Here is a 19,095-nt window from a genome sequence, read left to right as displayed (position 1 = left end):
CGCATACACGCAGTTGGCCCATCCACCTGCAGGAAACATCACTGCGGCGCAGTTGCCGCAGTGACTGCATCAGCCGATCAACCGGTTACTGCCAGTTGACGTTGACCGACACCCCAACGACACGCGGCTCGTTGTAGACCGCGGCCATGTAGTTTTCGATCACACCCTTGAGGTTCTTTTCGTTGGTGATGTTGCGCGCGAACGCCGCCACTTCCCAGGCACCGTAGCCACCGGTGTAACCCAGCTTGAGGCCACCTTCGAAATTGCCGTCGGAACGGAACTCGGTGGAGTCGTACAGCACGAAGCTGGTCTGGCCCTGCTTGTTCCAGTCGGTGGACACGAAGAACGCGCCGTCGTTGCCCACCGGGATGTCGTAGCGCGCGGCCAGGTTGAGGTTGTACTTGGGCGCGTTGGGCAGCGGGTTGCCGTCGATCTGGGCGAAGGTGTTGGCACCTACGCGGATGGTCGGGTCTTTTACGGTGCACACCACCACGCCATTGAGCGCGCAGGCCTGCGCAAACACGCGTTTGTCGTGGATTTCGCTGTGCAACAGGCTCAGGCCGGCGGTGATCGACAGGTTGGAGATCGGGCGCCAGTCCAGGTCCGCTTCCATGCCGTAGGCCTTGGCCTTGTCGGCATTGAACAGCACGCCATTGCCGTCCGAGTCGTTGCCGTTGAGCTGGATATCGTCGACCGTGTAAGTGAAGCCGCTGACATTCAGGCGCAGACGGTTCTCGAACAGGCTGCTCTTGATGCCGGCTTCCCACGACAGGATGGTTTCCGAATCGGCGGTAGTGAAGTCCGAATTGAACACCGCGCTGCGGCCCTGGATGGTGGGGCCACGGAAACCGCGCGCCACGCGCGCATACACGCTCAGCTGCGGGTCGATCTCATACATCGCGCTCAGATCCCAGCTGGGCTGGGTATCGGACATGCGCACATCGCGCCGGCCGCGGTAGGTCACCACACCGGCTGCGGTATCGGCGGTCTTGAGCAGACGGGTTTCCTTGGTGTCCTTGGTCTGGCGGATGCCGGCGGTGAGCGTCAGCGCGTCGGTCGCCTTGTAGCTGATCTGCCCGAAGCCGGCCCACGAGGTATTGGTATTGCGCAGGCGCACCCAGTTATTCGGGTTGCGCGCGGCGGTCTGCAGGAAATAGGCACGTTGATAGAAATCGGTGGTGTCGCGGCCGTCGAAATAGAACGCGCCCACCTGCCACTGCAGGGCCTCGTCGCCTTCGCTGGCCAGGCGCAATTCCTGCGTGTACTGGTCCAGGTCGCGGATCTGTCCCATCGACTGGCCAAAGCCGTTCGGCACGCCATTGACCGGGTAATTGGCGGCAGCACCGCCATCGGTGTCGCCACGGCTATAGCCGGAAGTGGTTTCGTAGGCGGTGATGGAGGTCAGCGACACGCCACCGAAGTCGTAAATCGCCTTGAGCGAGCCGCCATCGGTTTGATACGCCTGCGGGTTGTCGTGCCCCTCATCATAGGCCACACGGTCGCGCGGCACGTCCACCTTGTCGCTGCCACGCGTGATCGCGTTGCGCAGGAACAAGGTGGAAGTGCCGTCGTAATCGCGCGTGTGCACCGAGCCCAGCAGCGAAAACGCATCGTTGGGCTTGAGCAAGACCTGCAGGCGCGCATTGCGGTCGTTGTAACCGCCCATCGCGTCCTTGCGCGGGGTGCGCGTGCCATCGGCGCTGCTGCCGGCAAAGGTGTTGTCCACCCAATCGTCGCGGTGCTGGTACAACGCGGACACGCGGAACGACAGCACGTCGTTGATGGGGCCACCGAAGCCGCCATCCAGAGAGATGGTGTTGTAGCTGCCGTAGCTGGCGTTGACGCGACCGGTGTAGGTGTCGCTGGGCTTGACGGTGTCGAACTTGACGATGCCGGCGGTGGTGTTGCGGCCGAACAGCGTGCCTTGCGGACCGCGCAGCACTTCGACCTGGTCCACGTCATAGACCGGATTGGATTTGAGCACGACATGCTCCAGCACCACATCGTCCTGGATGATGGAGACCGGCTGCGAGGCACCCAGGTAGAAATCGATATTGCCCAGGCCACGGATATAGAAGCGCGGGAAGATGCGCCCGGTGGTGGTTTCAGCGTAGAAGCCCGGCACGCGGCCGGACAGGGCCAGCAGCGTGTCATCGCCACCGGCGGTGTAGTCGCGCATCGCTGCGCCCTGCACCACGCCCACCGAGACCGGCACGTCCTGCAGGTTCTGCTCGCGGTGCTCGGCGGTGACGGTGACCGTGTCCAGCGCGGTCGGGCTGGCTTCGCCCTGGGTCGCCGGCGCTTGCTGCGCAGACGCGGTTGCCGCCAGCGAGGCTAGCAACAGGCCGGCGCAGGCACGGGCCAGCGGCGTGCGCTGCAAGGCGGTGCGGCGGCGCGCAGCGACCTGTGCAATAGCGGACACCGGCGACGGAAAGACAGGCGAGTACAACGACATGCGGGTTGATCCTAGGTAGTGATGCGAGGTGATGACACAGCGTCCAAGCCGTTTGGCATGGCACGCCGGTTGGCGGCGCCGCGTGGCGCCGCGCGCACGATATGTCAGCAATGTTGCAGCGAAGTGGCAGCGCCCGGTCCACACACCCCGCCACGCGCGTGGAGGCATGCCACCACGCGGGGTTGGCATCGCAAAACGTCATGCCACGCCGCCCTGCGTGCTGTCATGCTGGTGTCGTACTGGCGTTGCGCCAGGGCATGGCACGAGGGGATCTCTTGAAACGACTCGCATGGGTGGCCGGCCTGCTGGCCGCATTGAGCTGTCAGCTGGCGCATGCCGGCACCGCGTTGATCACGCAGATCGATTACCAGGGCGACGATGGTGGCCCCGCGCCAACCGCCGCGCAGTACCGCAACCCGGTCGTGGCCGGTTTTCATCCGGACCCATCGGCGGTGCGCGTCGGCGACGATTTTTATCTGGTGAATTCCAGTTTCGGCTATTTCCCCGGCCTGCCGGTCTTCAAGAGCAGCGACCTGGTGCACTGGAACCAGATCGGCAACGCGATCGACCGTCCAACCCAGATCAATTACGGCAACGACGAACTGACCCGCGGCCTGTTTGCCGCCAGCATCAGCTACCACGCTGGCACCTTCTATATCGCCAATACCTGTTTCTACTGCGATGGCGGCAATTTCCTGATCACCGCCACCGATCCGGCCGGGCCGTGGTCGGATCCAATCTGGCTGGACGCCAAGGGCATCGACCCCTCGCTGTTTTTCGATGACGATGGCAGCGCCTGGCTGGTCAACAACGACGTGCCGGCCGGCAAGCTGCGCTACGACGGGCACCGCGCCATCTGGCTGCAGCGGCTGGATCTGGCCAGCATGAAGTTGGTCGGCACCCGTCAGGTGATCGTGGATTCGGGCTTCAAGCCGGCCACCAATCCCGAACACATCGAAGGCCCGCACCTGTTCCGCCGCGATGGCCACTACTACCTCACCGCGGCCGAAGGTGGCACCGGCGAGCAGCATGCGCAGATGATCTACCGCAGCCGCCAGATCACCGGGCCATACGAAACCTGGAGCGGCAATCCGGTACTCACCCAACGCGACCTGGACCCATTGCGCAATGCGCCGATCACCTCGGCCGGGCATGCACAGTTCGTCGAACTCAAGGACGGCACATGGTGGGCGGTGTTTCTCGCAACGCGCCCTTACCGCGGCAATCACTACAACCTGGGCCGGGAAACCTTCCTGTTGCCGGTGCAATGGCGCGATGGCTGGCCGGTGGTGCTGCCGCACGGCGCCGCGGTCCCTGTCGTGGCAGCGCGCCCACCCTTGCCGGCGGGCACGCAGCCCCTGCCGACCACCGGGCCAATGCAGTGGAGCGAGCGCTTCGGGGATGCGCGCGTGCCGATGCAATGGATGACCATCCACCCACCCATCAGGCCGTGGTATCAGCCCGGCGCACAAGGCTTGCGCGTGACGCCGGCAAACATTGCGCTGGGCGATATCGGCCGTGGTCAGCCGGCCTATCTGGGTCATCGCCTGCAGCATCATCACGCCACCTTGGTCGCCAGCGTGGATGGCAGTGCGCTGGCACCAGGCGAACAGGCCGGTCTGGCGATCGTGGCCAAGGAGAGCAACTTCCTGGCAGCAATGCTGGTGCGCGAGGACAGCGGCGCTGCGGTGGTGCTGTATTGCCGCGCCGGAGCGCAACAGCCCGGCACCGGCACCGAACTGGCACGCGCGCCACTGCCCGATGCCACGCAACCGGTGAAACTGCGCTTTGCGCTGGATGCCGCACGCGTGCGCGTGGATTACGCCGTCGGCCAGGGGCAGTGGCAGACGCTGCTCGAACAAGGCGATGCAAGTGTGCTCAGTACCGAGTCGGCCGGCGGTTTTCTTGGCGCCACATTCGGGCCGTACGCGTATGCGCGCTAAGCCAAGTGCAGGAACGTGGCTGCACGCCCGCTGCATGCGCAGGCCGCGCCCGCCCCGCAGCGACGCATGCGTGTTTGGAGCCGCTTAACGCCCTACGCCCGCGCCAGGACGCTGCTGTCGAGCATCTGCACCACCGTGTTGAGCAGATCGTTGAGGCTGAAAGGCTTGGGCAGCAAGGCCATGCCCTCTGCCAGAAATTCTTGCCGCGTGGCCGCGTTTTCGGCATAGCCGGTAATGAACAGGATCGGCAGACCCGGGCGTAGCGTGCGCGCCACATCGGCCATGTCGCGCCCGTTCATGCCGGGCAGGCCGACATCGGAGACCACCAGATCGATGTGCGCCTCGGTGCGCAAGTGTTCCAGCGCGCCGTTGGCATCCTCGGCTTCGATGACCTGGTAGCCGGCATCGCTGAGCACTTCGCTCACCATCATGCGCACCACGTCGGTGTCGTCCACCAGCAGGATGCGCTCGTTGCGCGTGCGCGGCGCGCTGGGCGCCGGTGCCGGCAGCATTTCGTTGGCCGAGAGCCCGCGCGGCAGCAGGAGCGCCACCGTGGTGCCACGACCCACATCGCTGGTGATGCGTGCGGTACCGCCGGATTGACGTGCGAACCCGTAGGTCATCGACAGGCCGAGACCGGTGCCTTCGCCGATGGGTTTGGTGGTGAAAAACGGCTCGAACACCTGGTCGAGAATGGCCGGCTCGATCCCGCTCCCGTTGTCGATCACCTTCACCGCGACATAGTCGCCGTCGTCCAGTTCCGGATCGTTGTGCGCGGTGTAGGCCGCGCTCTGGATGCGGATGGTGCCCTGCCCTTTCAAGGCATCGCGCGCATTGATGACCAGGTTGAGCACCACGTTTTCGAGCTGGTTGGCATCGGCAATGGCCACCAGCGGCGTGGACGCAAGATCCAGCTCCAGCGCGATGTTTTCGCCGATCGAGCGTTGCAGCATGTCTTCCAGCGAACGCACACGGGTGTTGACGTCGAACGGTTGCGCGTCCAGCGATTGCTTGCGTGCGAACGCCAGCATGCGCTGGGTCAGCGCGGCGGCGCGGTGCGCCGAGCCGTTAGCGATCTCGGCCAGGCGCGGCACGCGTTCGATGCGATTGGATTCCACTGCGAGCTGGATCATGTCCAAGCCGGAAATGATGCTGGTCAGCAGGTTGTTGAAGTCGTGCGCGATGCCACCGGTGAGCTTGCCCAGCGCTTCCATCTTCTGCGCCTGCAGCAGCTGGATTTCGGTGTGCTGACGCTGCGCGATCTGATGCGCGAGTTCGCTGGTGGCGGTATCCAGTTCCTGGCGCTGCTCGCGCTCGCGCAGGCGCTGCTCGGTCACGTCTTCCACCAGCAACAGCCCCAGATCCGGCTCGCGGTAGGGCGACACCCGCCATTCGGTTTCGCAGAGCTTGCCATCGCGCAGCAGCGACAAGGTGCCGCTCCAGCGCTCGCGTTGCGCCAACGCAGTGGTCAGTGCGTGCACGGCGGCGGCCTGATCCAACCCGGCGGCATGGATCGCAGCGCCGGGCGTGGCGCTGCCGATCAAGCGTTGGAATGCGGCATTGGCCTCGTGCATGTGCAGGTTGGCATCCACCACCGCAATCGGCGCGCTGATGTGTTCGAAGATTTCGCGGAAACGCGCCTCGCTGACCCGCAACGCCTCCTCGGCGCGGCGTGCGCGTAACAGCGTGCGCAAGGTGGCCAGCAACACGTTGGGGTCGACCGGATGGATCAGGTAGGCGTCGGCGCCGGCATCCAGCCCGGTGATCATGTCGCCGGTGGCGATCGAGGCCGCCGAAACATGCACCACCGGCAGCAACGCGGTGCGCGGCTCGGCACGCAGCGTCCGCACGATATCGAAGCCGCTCATGTCCGGCAGGTTGACGTCCAGCACCACCGCAGAAAACGTCTGCGCGGAAAGTTTGGCAAGACCCTCGGTCCCGGTGCCGGCTTCTTCGACCGCGAACTGATGGTGTTCGAGCACGCGCCGCACCGAATAACGCGTCACCGCGTTGTCGTCGACGACCAGAATGTGGTGCTTACTGCCCACGCGTTTCCTCCGCTGCCAGTGTCATCGGCAGCACCACGTAAAATTCAGAACCCTGCCCGACCACGCTGTTGATCCCCACCCGGCCGCCCAGCAATTCGGCGAACCGTTTGCAGATCGACAACCCCAGGCCGGTGCCGGTCAGGCGTTTTTGCAGCGGCGAGTCCACCTGTACGAAATCTTCGAACAAGGCCTCGTGAAGCTCGGCCGGAATGCCGATGCCGGTGTCGTGCACGCCAAAGCGTACATGGCTGTCGCCTTCCAGCTGCGCAAACACGCGCACCTGCCCCTGCGGGGTGAACTTGAGCGCGTTGGAAATGAAATTGCGCAGGATCTGCGCCAGCTTCTTGTCGTCGGTGTACAGCAGCGGCAGCACCGGCGGATCCTCGAAGATCAGCGTGGTCGTGCCCACATCGGTGAGCGGACGGAACATGCCGCGCAGCGCCGCGAACAGGTCCATCAGGTCGAACCAGCCCGGCGAGATGGTGATGCGCCCGGCCTCGATCTTGGCCAGGTCCAGCAGGTCGTCCACCATCTCGGTGAGCTCGCGCGCCGAACCGCTGACAAAGCGCACCTGCTTGAGCTGCTCGGCATTGAGCGGCCCGTCCATGCCATCCTCCAGCAGCCGGGTGATGCTCAGGATCGAGCCTAGCGGGGTGCGGAACTCGTGGCTCATGTACGACAGAAAGCGGCTCTTGAGTTCGGACACCTCGCGCAGCTGTTCGGCCTGTTGGTCGAGCTCGGCATACAGGGCCAGCACGCCCTGGTTGGTTTCTTCCAGTTCTTCGCGCAAGGCCTGGTTCTGCTGGCGCAAGCTTTCCAGTTCAGCCATCGCCTCGGCTGCCGGCATCTCGGTGGTTGAATTCATTGCATGGCTCCCAAGCGCATGACGAACACGCAGCAATCGTCGCGGCCGCGCGCGTAATCGCGCGCCAGCACTGCGGCAATGATGCGTGGATGGCGCGACAGCAGGCCCGGATGATCGCGCAGGGTCCAGCGCGATTGCAGGCCGTCGCTGTGCATGACCAGTAACTTGCCGGCGGCGCGTGGAAAGTCGAACGGTTGCGCCTTGCGGAACTGCACCCCGACGATGCCCGGGTGCGAGGGCATGCCGCGCACGCCGTCGCCATCGCACAACGAGGCGACGATATTGCCCACCCCGGCAAAGCGCACCTGGCCGCTGCCGGGATCGAACTGCATGACCGCCGCCGCGCCGCCGCGCGTGCCGCTCATGCCGGCATGCAGGCGCGCGATGCGTTCGCCGGGTTCGCCACGGGCCGCTGCCGCAGCGCGCGTCCCCGCATCGGCGGCATCGGCCGCGCCCGCTCCGTGGCCCAGGCCGTCGATCATGCTCACGGTCACGCCTTGCGCATCGATCGCCAGATGCCAGCCATCGCCGCAGACCGTTTCGTTCTGGAGCGGCACACGCAGCGCGCCGTAGGGCAGGTCGGGCATGCTGTCGGCGTCGGCGTACACGCGCGCCAGGACCACGGCCCCCCGGGCATCGGAATAGGCGTCCAGCAACGCGGCATGTCGCTGCACCGTGCCCAGGCCGTTGCCAGGCGTGCTGCCGGTGGAATATCCGTCCGGCAGACAATCGGCCAGCACGAATCCGCGCCCCTGATCGAGCGTGCACAACTCGATGCCCAGACCATCGCGGCCGGCGACGCTGCACAGCTGCATCTGCCCGCCACCGGCATGGTTGAGCAGGTTGGTGCACAACTCGGTCGCCACCAGGGCCACGCGGCCACAGCCGTCTTCATCGAAACCGCAGGCCTGTGCAAGCGCCACCGCTTCGCGGCGCACCTGCCCGACCTGGGTGCCCTCTTCGACGCGGATCACCTGGGTGAGCGCGCCGGTCATGGTTACTTCCATTTGGTGATGGTGATGCGGGTGCCCTTGCCGGCTGCGCTATCGAGCACGAAATCGTCCACCAGCCGCCGGCTGCCGGACAGTCCCAACCCCAGGCCACTGCCAGAGGTCCAGCCGTCGGTCAGTGCAAGCTCCAGGTCTGCAATGCCCGGGCCCTGGTCGCGGAACGTCAGCTGCACGCCCTTGCGGATGCCGCTTTCGACCAGTGCCCAGTCCATGTCGCCGCCACCGCCGTAGATCACCGTATTGCGCGCCAGTTCGCTGGCCGCGGTGACCAGCTTGGTTTGATCGACCAACCGCAGCCCGCATTGCACCACCAGCTTGCGCACGGTCTGCCGCGCCAGCACCACATCCTGCTCGGTGCGCACCGGTTGCGAGCCGACCGTCATGGAGCCGCATCGGGTTGTTGCAGCAGGCGCATGCCGCGCTCGACATCGAGCGCGGTGCGCACCGACGGCAAGGTCAGCCCCAACTCCACCAGGGTGATCGCCACCGCCGGCTGCATGCCCACCACCACGGTTTGTGCGCCCATCAGCGTCGCCAGCCCGGAAATGGTGCTGATCATGCGCCCGATGAACGAATCGACGATATCCAGCGCGGAAATGTCGATCAACACGCCACGCGCAGAGGTGGCGCTGATCTTCTCGGACAGGTCGTCCTGCAGTTGCAGCGCCAGTTGGTCGTGCATGTCCACCTGGATGGTGACCAGCAACAGATGGCCCATCCGCAGGATCGGAATACGTTCCATGTCAGTCTGCCTTGCTGACGGTCACGCCGGTGCGCTTGAGCGCCAGCGCCAACGCATCGGCCAGGTTGGCCTTGGTCACGATCCCCTGCAGGTCCAGGCCCAGATGCACGATGGTTTGCGCAATCTGCGGGCGCACGCCGCTGATGATGGCGTCGGCCCCCATCAGCCGGATCGCGGTCACGGTCTTGAGCAGATGCTGTGCCACCAGGGTGTCCACGGTGGGCACGCCGGTGATGTCGATGATGGCGATTTCCGAGCCGGTGTCGACAATGCGTTGCAACAGCGACTCCATCACCACCTGGGTGCGCTGCGAATCCAGTGTGCCGATCATCGGCAGCGCCAGCACGCCGTCCCACAGCTTCACCACCGGGGTGGACAGCTCCAGCATCTCTTCCTGCTGACGCACGATGATGTCTTCGCGGGTCTTCTGGAAGACCTTCACGGTGTACAAGCCCAGGCGGTCGAGCAATTCCGACAACGCCCACAACTGCTGGCCCAATTCTTCCGGGGTACTGGCGTATTCGCGCTGCACCAGCGCAAACAACACGCGCTTGAGCGAAAAGATGAAGTTGGCGGTTTCCTGCGAATCGAAACCACGCGTGGCGCGGTCGCGCGAGAGATGTTCCAGGAAGCGACGCACCTCGCTCCATTCAGCACTGTCCAGGCTGCTACCGTCGTGCTTCAACGATGCCACCAGCAAGCGCAGGAATTCGCCGGCCTGCGCTTCGAATTCCTGCCGCGACAGACGCGCATCGTTGCCCAGGCTGGACTCCAACCATGCGGCCAGCAACGCATGTTCCTGGCCACCAATCGCATCGATCGAGCGCTGCTGCAATGCCACCATGAGATCACCCACCAAAAGAAAAGAGGTTGGGCATGCGGGCTGGACTGCGCCCTGACCGACGCGGCGCCCCCACGCCGATGCGCAGCAGAATAAAGCAATTCAGATTGACCAACCAGCGAGCCAACCTGTAGCAGTCAGCCGCCCACGGGCGCAGTGTGACATTGCCGCGCGCATGCCGAACGTGCGCCGGTCCACGCCTGCGGACATGCACTGCACCAGCGCCCGTGCAAGGCAACACGCCAACCGGTCGGCGTGCCATCACCCCGGGCCCTGGCGATGGCCGATCGACGGCGCGTCACTGCGTTTTGAGCCTGCGGCGATGCTCTTCCGATCGGCATTGCCACTGCCATGGCGAGCTCCATCAGGACACTGGAGACCAAACAGGACCAAACGCCGCAGAAACGGCAGTGCGTGGCGCTGCGCCCTGCGCCTGCACGCAGGGCATGCACTTGCGTCATCGCCCTGCCGACGGTGTGGCGGCACGTCCAAAGCGGGAGGGTGTGCCGGCATGAATGCTGCCGCGTTGCACAAGAGCAATGAGCGTGTTCTTGACGCCGGATGCAGCGCCGCGCATCCAGCGTGGCGCCCGAACGCACGCCACGATCGCCAATGTCCACCCACCCCGGCGACAAACGCCGTTGGATCAGGCCGATCGCCGCCCTATAGTCCGTAACGCTCCACCGCATCCAGATGCGGCTGCGGATCCTGGCCGCAGGCCTCGGCAAGCCGCAGCCAGCACATCGGATGCGACCAGCGCGAGGTCGTGCATCGCAGGACGCGATGCAGTTCCTGCGGGGCGACGTTTTCCGGAAGCGCCACGGTGAACAACACGCCCGGCAGTCCGGATGTTGCATCCTCCGGGTCGAACGCGTCCGGATGGTCCGGGTCGACCACGCGGTAGTCGTCGCGACTGTGCAGCCACATCTTCCAGCCGCGCATTTCCAGGTCTGCACGCATCGCCTCGATCACCTCGTCGCCAGGATGCACGCCGTCCACCAGCCAGCTATTGGCATAGCCACCCGCTTGCAGCACATGCACCTGCGCGTAGGTCGGCACGAAACGCTCGCGTTCGGCTTCGTCTTCCGGCGGCGGATACAACAGTTCCGCGTCGAACACCACCCAGTCGCCGACATGCTGGCGCCGATGCGCAGGCGCGTTTTCGACGATGCGTGCAGTGACCGGGCCGGTGCGGCGCGCGTAGTACTCGGCCATTTCGCCATCATCCATGCAACGAATGATCACCCAGCCCCAGGTCTCTTCGACTACGCCGCCGGTGCTGCTCAGCTCCATGCCAATGGCCTGCGCAGAGGCACGCACCGCGTCCCAATCCTGCGCCGCACTGGCCGCCGTCATGTGATCCCAATGCGCAGAACGCGGTTCTTCCAGCAGCTCGGTAAGTTGCCGATAGACCGCGGCGGCCTCGGCAAACCGGCCGGTATCGAGATACATGCGCGCCAACAAGCCGCGTGCGCCGTGCGAGCCGGGCGATAGCTCCAACAGTGCCGTGCAGGCCTGCTCCAGCGCCGGCCAGTCGCCCAGCCGCTGCGCCAGCTGCGCCTCGCACCACAATGCCGCCACCGGCGCCTGTGGGCGATACAGCTGTGCCAGCCGGCGCACACCGGCTTCATCGCCGCGGCCCAGCAACAGATTCATCAGCCGGAAGGTGGGGCTGGTTTCGCGATCGGCATGCCGCTGCACGAATGACCACAGCAACGCGATCGCTTCCTCGTCGGCCGCACAGGCACTCAAGGCAGAAGCAGTGGTGTCGACAAGCTCGGCATCGTCCGGACAGTCAGTGACGGCCTGCAGCAACCACTGCGCTTCGCGCTCGGGATTGCGCACCACATCATCGCCCTGCGCGTTCAACCATTCCAGCAACTGCGCGGCAGCGACCGGTGACTCCTCGCCCACCGATACGGCTGCGATGCGCGCAGCCCAACCGTCCAGCGCCAGCGTGGCACCACGGTCCTGTCGCAACTTGGGCAGATGCGCACGTGCAAGCGCCAGATGCCTGCGCGCGGTCCACACCGCGCCGCGTTGCAGCGCCAGCCCGATCGCAAGCTCGGCCGCTTCGATCAAGATGCGATGCGCGCCAACCTGCGCGTAATGGTCGAGCATCTGCTGCACGCGGCTGCCTAGGTCCCAGCTATTGCGCTCGGGCGCGCGCGCCACCAGCACCGCCACCGCACGCAGCCAGTGCAGGCGATAACGCGGCGCAATCTCGCGCCATGGCAGCAACGCTTCCATGGCTTCGTCATCGCGCTGCAACAGCGCCAACGCGCGTGCCTTCTGCAGGCGCCGCGGCTGGCTGCAATTGGCCCACTCGGCACCTTCGCGCGCGGCGTCGCGTTCGCGCTGTTCCACCAGCGCCAGCGCTTCCTGCGCACGCCCAAGCGCAAGCAGGATCGAGATGCGCATGTCCGGCACGCCGTCGTAGATTTCGCCGCCATGGTCCAGGATGGCCTGCGACTGCTGCTCCAGGTACTGCAGCGCCGCGTCACCGCGCCCGTCGTCGAGCAATGCATCGGCTTTTTCGCAGCTCAGGCACTGGTAACACGACCAGCTCGGGTCGATGCGGCCCAGGGTTTCGTCGCACACCTCGATACGTTCTTCCACCCAACCCGGGCCATCGATGTTGGCATAACACGCGGCCAGGTCCTGGGTCACGCAGACCGATTGCGGGCACTCCACTGCGTCGGCGCGATGCGCACGCTCGAACAGCGCCACCGCATCGCCCAGCGCACGCTCGCCTTCGCACAGGTTGCCGACCCGGTTGCGCATTTCCCAATGCCCGACGAACACCTCCAGCCACGGGTTGGCCAGCGTCTTGCCCAGCGCACGTGCCTCCGGCAACAAGGCCTCGGCGCGGTCGATCTGCAGATCGCAGATGTGGTCGGTCAGCCGCGTCAGCAACTGCGCATTTTGCGGCTGCCCGGCTTCGCCCAGATCGTCCTGCAGTTTTTCTACCCAGTTCCAGATTTCCATCGTGCCGCTCCTGCGATGCGGCGCTTCAGCGCGCCAGCAATTGGGTCACGGTCTCGGCGAAATCGCCGAAGGCCTTGTTGAGATCGGAAACACCTGATTCGGTGCTGCCCGGCTGCGGCTGCGTACGCCCCTGCGCCGCGACGATCACCTTGAGCGCACGCAGCAAGCGCGCCGCCACCGCGGCCTGCGGGTTGCCTGCGCGCTGCGCGCCCAGCAAGGCCTGCAGCGCCGGATTATCCAGATTCAGATACAGCCGCTGGGTCTGCCGCGCTTGGATGCGCGCGGTGAATTGCCGCGCCAGGCGCAACGCGGCGGTAGAGACACGCTTGTCGTTTTCGTCCTGCTCCAGGCGGCGTTTGAGCTCGGCCTCGCGGTCGGGCACTACCACCAACGGCAGTTCCTGCGGGCTGAAACGCGCCGGCACCAGCGCTTCGCCATCGCCCAGGTGCTGTTCCAGCCAGGCCAGTTCATCGGCCGGCAGCGTGTCCAGCTGGAACAACTGGCGGTTGCCCTGCTCGGTGCCCAGCTCGACCAGACGCACACCCTTGACCTGCGCCCAGCGCCGCAGAAACGGCACCACCGCATACCGGTTGCCGTAGGCCACCGGCACGCCCATCGCACGGAACAGCATTTCTTCGAAACCGCTGTCGCTGTCGAGGATCACGTGCACCGCACCGCGCGATGGCAATTGCTGCGCCGGCAGATCGCCTTGCGACGTCGGTACCCGCACGTGTTCCAGCAGCAATTCGAACAGGCGCTCATCGCACAGCGCCGCGCCCAGCAGAGCTTCGTTATGACGCAACAGGATGCGTCGCCATGCCTCCGGTTGCTGGCGCGCCACATCGGCCAGGCCTTGCACCAAGGCCTCGGACAAGGCGTGCTGCACCGCGCTATAGACCGTATCGCGCTGCAGGTCTTCGCGGCTTGCGGTAGGCGTCAGCCGATTGGATTCGATCACCCCACCGATGAAGCCCGCCCACGGCGGCAGCAGTTCGCGCGCGTTGTCATCCAGCAACATGCCGCGCAGGAACACCGACAGATTGCGGTTGTCGCTGGTGCCGTAGGTCGCACCGTCCTGCACCCACAACAGGCCGACCGCATCGCTGCCCTCTTCCGCACGCACCGGCATGCAGCACAACGGCTCGAAATTGCGCTCAAAGCGCGCGGCGAACTCGCGTTGCCGGCGCCAGGCCTGCACCGGATGCAACGGTACGGCGTCCTGCACGCGCCACGGCGGCGGCTCGGGATTAATCGGCTGCGTTGCGGCGCCGATCCAGATCGGCTCGCGCAACAGCGCGCAATAGCGCGACAGAATCTCGCGCAGCCGCCCTTCCTGAGCCAACGACAGATAATCGCCGTGTAGTTCCAGCACCACCTCGGTGCCCACCTGCGCACGCGCAGGAATCGGGCTGACCGTGTACTGCTCGGCGTTGCTGGAGATGTAGCAATAGCCCAGCGTGGGAGACTGGTAGGAGGTGGTGCGCACGGTCACCCGCCGCGCCAGCACGAAGGCGGACAAGAAGCCCAGCCCGAACATTCCGATCAGGCCGCTGTCCTCGTGGCCGCCCTGGCGCAGCCCACGCGTATAGCCCACGCCCACGGTGGCCAGGTAGTCGTGGATTTCCTGCTGGGTCAGTCCGGCACCGGTATCGACGATGCGCACGATGCCTTGCGCGGTATCGGCATGCACCTCGATGCGCGATTGGCCGTGCCAATCGGGTTGTTCCAGACGACGACGCAGGATGGAATCGTGCGCGTTCTGCACCAGCTCGCGCAGCGCCACCACCGGGGTGGAGTACAGGTGCTTGCCTAGGACCGACATCAGTCCATTGAGATCGACGCCTGCCCGGCGGATCTGCGAGGCGTCGGTCGCCTCGGGAGTGGGATCTTGCATGATCGGTCGTCGTTTCCTTGGCGACGACGCCCATCCTCGGACGCGTCCCCCTGGGTGCCAGTGCCAGCCGGAAAGGATAGCCGGAACCCACATTGCACGCACGTCTCAGTTTGACCCCTGCCCTCCGTTGCGTACAGCGACGCGCACTGCACCGCACGCCGGGTTGACCCACCACGGATCGGTAGCGCTACCAATCCGTGGGTTGCGGAGATTAACGCTGCAGGGTCTCCATCGGCGCCTCATTGAAGTGCTGGCGATAGCCCTTGGCCAACGCCGAACGGCTGCCGACGCCCCAGCGACTGGCCGCCTGCAACACACTGCCGCAGCCGCCTTCGGCCAGCAGTTCGTCGCGGATGCTTTGCATCCGGTAACGGCGCAGCACCTGCGTCGGTGACAGTCCGGTAGCCGACTTGAACGCTTGCTGCAGCGCGCGCCCGGTGACCCCGATCTGTGCGGCCACTTCGTTGATCGACAGATCCGAGCGATGCGCATTGGTGATCATGTAGCTGTAGGCGCGCCGATACTTGGCCGGCAACCGGGCGGAGATGTCGTCGCTGACGTGCGCAGGGGTGCCGCTTTCCAGCAAGCGCGGTGCTTGCACTTCGCTGCGCAGGCACTGCACCGCGCCCAGCGCGTAGCGGTTGTAGAGCAGCAACGCCTGTTCGGTGCGCCCCATCGCCTGGCTGATCTTGGCCTGGCAGTACTCGAACTCCAGGTTCCAGCGCGGCGCATGATGCCGACCGGCACCGGCCAGTGCACGCTCGGCCAGATCGGCACGGCCCACCGCCAATGCCGCCAGCGCCAGTTCCACCTGCGCGTCTTGACGCGCGCACGGCGGGCAGCCGGTGGCTGCGGCCGGCAATGCGTCGATCTGCGCGTCGAAGCCGAAGGTGTCGCCGCCGGCAATACGCAACAGGCTGCGTACATGCCGCATGCGCTGCGCCAGCACCGGCATGCTCTCTGCCAGATCGGCGATGCAGGCGCGCAGGTCGCTGGGCTCGAAGGCATGCGTGGCATCTTCCTGGCGCAGCGTGGCTTGCCAGAACACATGGTCGCTCATGCGGTCGGAGCGACGGATACGCAGCTGCGCAATCATGTCCAGACGCAGCGCAGTGGCAATCCGCAGCCAGTCCGACGCGCCGCTCTCCAGGTCGGCCAGCACCTCGCGGGCACGCTCCAGGGTCTGTAAGGCCAACGTGCTCTGGCCCAGATGGAAGTGGGTCAGCGATTTGCCCAACAGGCTCTCGCCGCACAGGCTGGGCGGCGTTTCGCGGTCCATTGCCAACTGCGCGAAGCAATTCAACGCCGCGCTCAGGCGCCGCTGGCTCAGCATCAACCAGGCGGTGTTCCGGCACGACAGCAGGCGCAATTGACGCTGATGCCCGCGCATGGCCTTCAAGGCCTGCCGATACGCATCTTCGGCCTCTTCCTGATATTCCAGGATCAGCAACGCATCGCCGCTGGCACCGAACAAGCTGACCTCATCGTCGGCGCCATCCGCTGCGCCCTGTCCGTCGCGTCGCTGTTGGAGATGTTGCAGTCCCTGTGGCCAAGCACCAACCAGCATCCTGCTCGTATAGGTAGGAAGACGTTCTGCGTATGACAACGCAGAGATCGCTGCAAAGTAGGTGGAAAGGATCATGCCGGTCTCTCTCTTTGGGGGGCGGAGCAAAAGACAACAGGCGCCGAACTCGCTGGCGCAAACGATTGTATGCAGCGGATCCAATAGAATTTCTCTCTGAAAGCCATTGAAAAAATCAAAAAAGCTCACTCTGTCAAACAACCATGTGATGCGTTTTCTCCCGACGCAAAGCGCATTTGCACATCGTCGGCCTTGTCGTACGCCAGACATTTCGCGCCATCCGGTTGAGTATCGATATCGCCGGTCTACGCCAATCCCCAGGCACAGTCGGACAACGTCTGCGAACGCGCCGCTTCCATGCGCATTGATGGTCATCGGCGATGTTCAACACGATGCACCGTGACTGTACGGACACGTACGCCGAAGCGTTTTTGATCGCGAGAAGCGGGCATGCCACGAAGGAAAATCGCTGCCGACCTATTCCAGCCGCGCGCGATCCCACGACCAATCGCAATAGATTGGTCTAGACCTCGGCAACCGGATGCCTCTGCCCGCGCGCGTCAGTCCATGCTTACTCGCTACTGCATGACGCGCATGGCGCAATTGCATGCGTCCCAGACATGCCCGCTATGTAAGAGCTCTGTTACGTCTAAATGAGCGCGAGTTAAAGCCGATGTCGACAAATCCGAAGACGCGTACGCAAGCGTGAAACTTTTGGTCTCTGCAATGGTACATACCATTCGTCCAGCTCCACTGGACTCTCCCCCGCCAACCGACTGGTCCGACGATGCAGCGATCTTTGAAGATGGATTTTGTCCTGGCATTGGCCGACCCGCACCGGCGCCCGTCCCATGCGTGGCTTGTACGCCGACACGCGAAGGCCGCCTGAATGAACGACCACTCCCCCTCCAATGCCGGATCGGTGTTCCTGTTGACGCAGGACGCGCGCCTGACCTCGCAGGTCAACGCCAGCCTTGCACCGCTCGCACGCAACGTCTCGACGTTTTCCGATGAACTGGAGCTCCTGCGTTCGCTGCGGCACTCGCCGTGCGAGCTGCTGATCTTCGATGCCAGCTGTGTCGCCGCCGATGACAGTTCACTGCTGGCCTGGCAGCGCTGCCATAGCGGCCAGCCCACGCCGCTGATCGTGCTTGGCCGTTTCGATTGCGCCGACAACATTCTGGCCTGGTATCGCGCAGGCGCGCAGGAGGTCCTTGCGCTGCCTTTCAATTCGCATGAGTTGCACGTGCGCGCGGCCCTGGCGATATCGCCGTTGGCGCATGCCTGCCCGGAGACGCAGCACCTGAGCGTGGGTCCCTACAAGCTGATCCGCGATGAAAATACCGTCTACCTGGAAGGCAAGCCGATCGCGTTGACCGCACGCGAGTTCTCGATTGCCTGGCTGCTCTTTTCCAGCCCCGGCGTGTGCTTCCGGCGTTGCCAGCTGGCCAAGGCGGTCTGGGGCAGCCATACCGAATTCACCGACCGCACCATGGAGCAGCACATCTACAAGTTGCGCAAGAAACTGCAGCTGAGCGGTGACAGCAGCGCGGTGCGCATCAGAACCGTCTATTCGCACGGCTACAAGCTGGAGCTCGCGTTGCACGATACCGAGGCAACGACAATGAGCAAGTCCGTTAGCCCAAGTCTTGGCCCTGCACATCACGCAGCCGCCTGCTGAGCAAGCGCACCGCTGCAGATGCGACCTGCGACCTGCGACCTGCATTGCGCAGTCTCGCCTGCGTGACAGCGAAGGGTGCTTGATGACAGGACGGGCGTCGGCACGCCATCGACGACGGAGCGGCCTGCACGCGCGCACTCGGCCCGCAAGCTGTGCCGTCATTCAAGTTCTGCAGGTACCGGCCATGCGGCTGGCTGCATCGTTCACTGCACAGCGTGGGGTGCAAGCTGATCGGCGTTGAGCGACGTCGCTGCATCCGTGAGCAGGCGTGGCAGCGACGAATGCGGCGCTGCCTGCTGCGCCGGGACTGTCCAGCGAAACACGCTTCAAGCATGTCGCTGTGGCTCCGCCGTCCATCTCTGGGGATCGGATGCGGACGCCCACTCTGCAGAGCGCAGACTTGGCAACTCTCACGCACGCAGGCCGTGACCTTGCGCCTATGCGCCATACGCAATGGCACGATTGGCACATTCACACACGACAACGGCGCAGGGAACTCCTGCGCCGTTGTCCGCTTTCATAACGCGCGAATTACTGCTTAGGGTTTTCGCCGTACTGGTTCGGGCCGGGCGTGCCTTCGATGCACATGAAGACCAGCAACACGAAAGCACCGACGTACGGCACCAGGCTGATCAGATAAAACCAGCCGGACTTGTCCTGGTCGTGCAGGCGGCGCACCGTGACTGCAATACCGGGCACGATCAACGCCAGACAAACGATCACCATGACCGCACAGATCAGCCAAGCCAGCGCGCCCGGGCCGTTCTCGTTCCCCATCGCCACTGCCGCGACGGCGAACAGGCCGCCAAACACGAACAGCACCAGGAGCTGCATCAGCGCGAACATCCAGTATTCCTTGCGGCGCGAGCGACCGTTGAAGTCGGCGTAACGCTTGAGCGGCAGCAACATCCATTCCATCGTGATTCTCCTGAAAACGCAGTGAGTGGTGTCTGTGGTCCGGTGCACAGTGCAACGGGCCGCGCATGTTGCCATAGCCCCACTCTTTCTGAAAACGCTTTCTCGACAACCAACTACCAAATCCCGGC

The 19,095-nt window shown here is 64.8% G+C and carries 13 protein-coding genes; 2 read left to right on the top strand and 11 right to left on the bottom strand.

Annotated features, from left to right (window positions below):
* Positions 1-85 precede the first annotated feature (85 nt).
* Entirely contained in the window at positions 86-2,455 is a 2,370-nt protein-coding gene (locus ACCQ07_RS06605) for a TonB-dependent receptor (RefSeq protein ID WP_372363919.1), read from the bottom strand.
* Between the two features lie 257 nt (positions 2,456-2,712).
* Here ACCQ07_RS06605 and ACCQ07_RS06600 point away from each other — a divergent pair, with 257 nt between their 5' ends.
* On the top strand, positions 2,713-4,398 hold the full coding sequence (locus tag ACCQ07_RS06600; protein WP_209260906.1) for a glycoside hydrolase family 43 protein: 1,686 nt from the start codon (positions 2,713-2,715) through the stop codon (positions 4,396-4,398).
* Positions 4,399-4,490: 92 nt separating this feature from the next.
* On the opposite strand, the gene ACCQ07_RS06595 is transcribed toward ACCQ07_RS06600, so the two are convergent.
* The 9 genes from ACCQ07_RS06595 to ACCQ07_RS06555 form a co-directional block, all read right to left on the bottom strand.
* The gene (locus ACCQ07_RS06595) at positions 4,491-6,446 is read right to left on the bottom strand and encodes a response regulator (protein ID WP_014089647.1); all 1,956 of its coding nucleotides are present in this window, start codon (positions 6,444-6,446) and stop codon (positions 4,491-4,493) included.
* Entirely contained in the window at positions 6,436-7,311 is an 876-nt protein-coding gene (locus ACCQ07_RS06590; RefSeq protein ID WP_014089646.1) for a sensor histidine kinase, read from the bottom strand. The genes ACCQ07_RS06595 and ACCQ07_RS06590 overlap by 11 nt, the downstream gene beginning before the upstream one ends.
* On the bottom strand, positions 7,308-8,306 hold the full coding sequence (locus tag ACCQ07_RS06585) for an ATP-binding protein (RefSeq protein WP_181388214.1): 999 nt from the start codon (positions 8,304-8,306) through the stop codon (positions 7,308-7,310). Before ACCQ07_RS06585 ends, ACCQ07_RS06590 begins: the two co-directional genes overlap by 4 nt.
* Before the next feature lie 2 nt (positions 8,307-8,308).
* Complete coding sequence (locus tag ACCQ07_RS06580) at positions 8,309-8,704, bottom strand: ATP-binding protein (protein ID WP_008571097.1); 396 nt, start codon at positions 8,702-8,704, stop codon at positions 8,309-8,311.
* A complete protein-coding gene (locus ACCQ07_RS06575; RefSeq protein ID WP_003484273.1) occupies positions 8,701-9,063 on the bottom strand; it encodes an STAS domain-containing protein in 363 nt (120 codons plus the stop codon). The genes ACCQ07_RS06580 and ACCQ07_RS06575 overlap by 4 nt, the downstream gene beginning before the upstream one ends.
* A 1-nt stretch (position 9,064) precedes the next feature.
* Entirely contained in the window at positions 9,065-9,907 is an 843-nt protein-coding gene (locus tag ACCQ07_RS06570) for an STAS domain-containing protein (protein ID WP_011346773.1), read from the bottom strand.
* Between the two features lie 660 nt (positions 9,908-10,567).
* The gene (locus ACCQ07_RS06565) at positions 10,568-12,892 is read right to left on the bottom strand and encodes a tetratricopeptide repeat protein (RefSeq protein WP_372363918.1); all 2,325 of its coding nucleotides are present in this window, start codon (positions 12,890-12,892) and stop codon (positions 10,568-10,570) included.
* A gap of 25 nt (positions 12,893-12,917) precedes the next feature.
* Positions 12,918-14,786, bottom strand: a complete 1,869-nt coding sequence (locus ACCQ07_RS06560; protein WP_008571094.1) for an ATP-binding protein — start codon at positions 14,784-14,786, stop codon at positions 12,918-12,920.
* A gap of 211 nt (positions 14,787-14,997) precedes the next feature.
* The gene (locus tag ACCQ07_RS06555; protein WP_017156588.1) at positions 14,998-16,353 is read right to left on the bottom strand and encodes a helix-turn-helix transcriptional regulator; all 1,356 of its coding nucleotides are present in this window, start codon (positions 16,351-16,353) and stop codon (positions 14,998-15,000) included.
* A gap of 904 nt (positions 16,354-17,257) precedes the next feature.
* Between ACCQ07_RS06555 and ACCQ07_RS06550 the strand changes: the two genes are divergently transcribed.
* Complete coding sequence (locus ACCQ07_RS06550) at positions 17,258-18,049, top strand: winged helix-turn-helix domain-containing protein (protein ID WP_372363917.1); 792 nt, start codon at positions 17,258-17,260, stop codon at positions 18,047-18,049.
* A 531-nt stretch (positions 18,050-18,580) separates the two neighbouring features.
* On the opposite strand, the gene ACCQ07_RS06545 is transcribed toward ACCQ07_RS06550, so the two are convergent.
* Positions 18,581-18,967 (bottom strand): DUF805 domain-containing protein, encoded by a 387-nt coding sequence (locus ACCQ07_RS06545; protein WP_008571090.1) that lies wholly within the window; start codon positions 18,965-18,967, stop codon positions 18,581-18,583.
* Positions 18,968-19,095 lie beyond the last annotated feature (128 nt).

Source organism: Xanthomonas sp. NCPPB 3583 (assembly GCF_041475715.2).
Taxonomy (GTDB): domain Bacteria; phylum Pseudomonadota; class Gammaproteobacteria; order Xanthomonadales; family Xanthomonadaceae; genus Xanthomonas; species Xanthomonas euvesicatoria.
Note: the sequence above shows the minus strand (reverse complement) of the source record. Positions and strands in the feature narration are given on the sequence as shown.